This is a genomic window from Citreimonas sp. (assembly GCF_042096055.1).
In the GTDB taxonomy this organism is placed as follows: domain Bacteria; phylum Pseudomonadota; class Alphaproteobacteria; order Rhodobacterales; family Rhodobacteraceae; genus Citreimonas.
This window is the reverse complement of record NZ_JBELMH010000088.1, coordinates 1-1,617: the sequence shown is the minus strand read 5'-3', so window position 1 is coordinate 1,617 and position 1,617 is coordinate 1. Positions and strand designations below refer to the sequence as shown.

Sequence of the window (1,617 nt, the reverse complement as noted above, 5' to 3'; positions counted from 1 at the left end):
CCGGGACCGAGCGCGCGCTGACGCAGGTGAAGTCGGTCGACGCGGCCTACCCGTTGCTGGGCTCGGTCGTTCTGGAACCCGACATGCCGCTGGACGAGGCGCTGGCCGATCGCGGCGCGGTCATGGCGCCGGTTCTGGCCGACCGGCTGGGCCTAAACCCCGGCGACACCTTCCGGCTGGGCGAGCAGGAATTCACGCTGCGCGCGCGCCTTGCGCGCGAGCCGGACGACGTGGGCCAAGGCTTTGGCCTGGGGCCGCGCACCATCGTGCGGACCGAGGCACTGGAGGGCTCGGGCCTGCTGGCCGAAGGGTCGCTGTTCGAGACCGAGTACCGCCTGCTTCTGCCGCCCGGCGCGCAGCTGGACGCGGTGCGCGCGGACGCGCTCGACCGCTTCGAGGATACGGGGCTGAGCTGGCGCGACGCCCGCAACGGCGCGCCGGGCGTGGCGCGGTTCGTCGACCGGCTGGGTGCGTTCCTGGTGCTGGTCGGGCTCTCTGGTCTGGCCGTGGGCGGCATCGGCGTGTCGTCCGCCGTACGCGCCTACCTCGCGCGCAAGACGCCGGTGATCGCGACGCTGCGCACGCTGGGGGCGACGCGGAAGGTGATCTTCGCCACATACTTCATGCAGATCGGCGCGCTGTCCATCCTCGGCATCGGCATCGGGCTGGTGCTGGGCGCGCTGGTGCCGCTGGCCTTGGGCCCGGTAATCGCGCAGGCGCTGCCGGTGCCGGCGCTGTTCACGCTGCATCCCGCACCGCTGCTCGAGGCCGCGCTCTACGGTGTGCTGACCGCGTTGATCTTCACCCTCTGGCCGCTGGCCCGGGCCGAGCAGGTGCGCGCCGCGACCCTGTTCCGCGACGCGCTGGCCAGCGCGGCCACCTGGCCGGCGCCGCGCTACATCGTGACGACGGCTGTCCTGCTGATCCTGCTGGTGGGGCTCGCGGGGCTGTTCTCGGGCAGTCCGTTCCTGACGCTGTGGACCGCGGGTGGCATCCTCGGCGCGCTGGTCCTGCTGGCACTGGCCGCGGGCGGCATCCGCTGGGTGGCGCGACGCGCGGCCCCGTCCGCACGCGGGCGACCCGCGCTGCGCTGGGCGCTGGGGGCAATCGGCGGGCCGGGCGAAGGCGCCGGCGCGGTTGTGCTGTCGCTGGGCCTCGGCCTGTCGGTGCTGGCCGCGATCGGGCAGATCGACGGCAACCTGCGCGGCGCGATCCAGCGTGACCTGCCCGAGGTCGCGCCCAGCTATTTCTTCGTCGACATCCAGCCCGACCAGATCGCGGGCTTTCGTGAACGGCTGGACGGAGATCCGGCGGTCAGCCGCGTCGACACCGCGCCGATGCTGCGCGGCATCATCGCCCGGATCAACGACCGCCCCGCGGGCGAGGTCGCGCCGGGGCACTGGGTGATCGAGGGCGACCGCGGCGTGACCTACTCGGACACGCCGGACGACCGCACCACGGTGACCGCGGGCGAATGGTGGCCCGAGGATTACGACGGCCCGCCGCAGGTCAGCTTCGCCGCCGAAGAGGCCGAGGAGATGGGACTGGCGCTGGGCGACACGCTGACGGTCAACATCCTCGGGCGCGACATCACGGCCGAGATCACGTCGTTCCGGG

Annotated in this window: 1 protein-coding gene; it reads left to right on the top strand. The window is 73.2% G+C overall.

Going from position 1 to position 1,617, the window contains the following annotated elements:
* Positions 1-1,617 (top strand): ABC transporter permease (locus ACFDTC_RS15350; protein ID WP_375259775.1); only part of this gene is annotated, 1,617 nt, incomplete at both ends.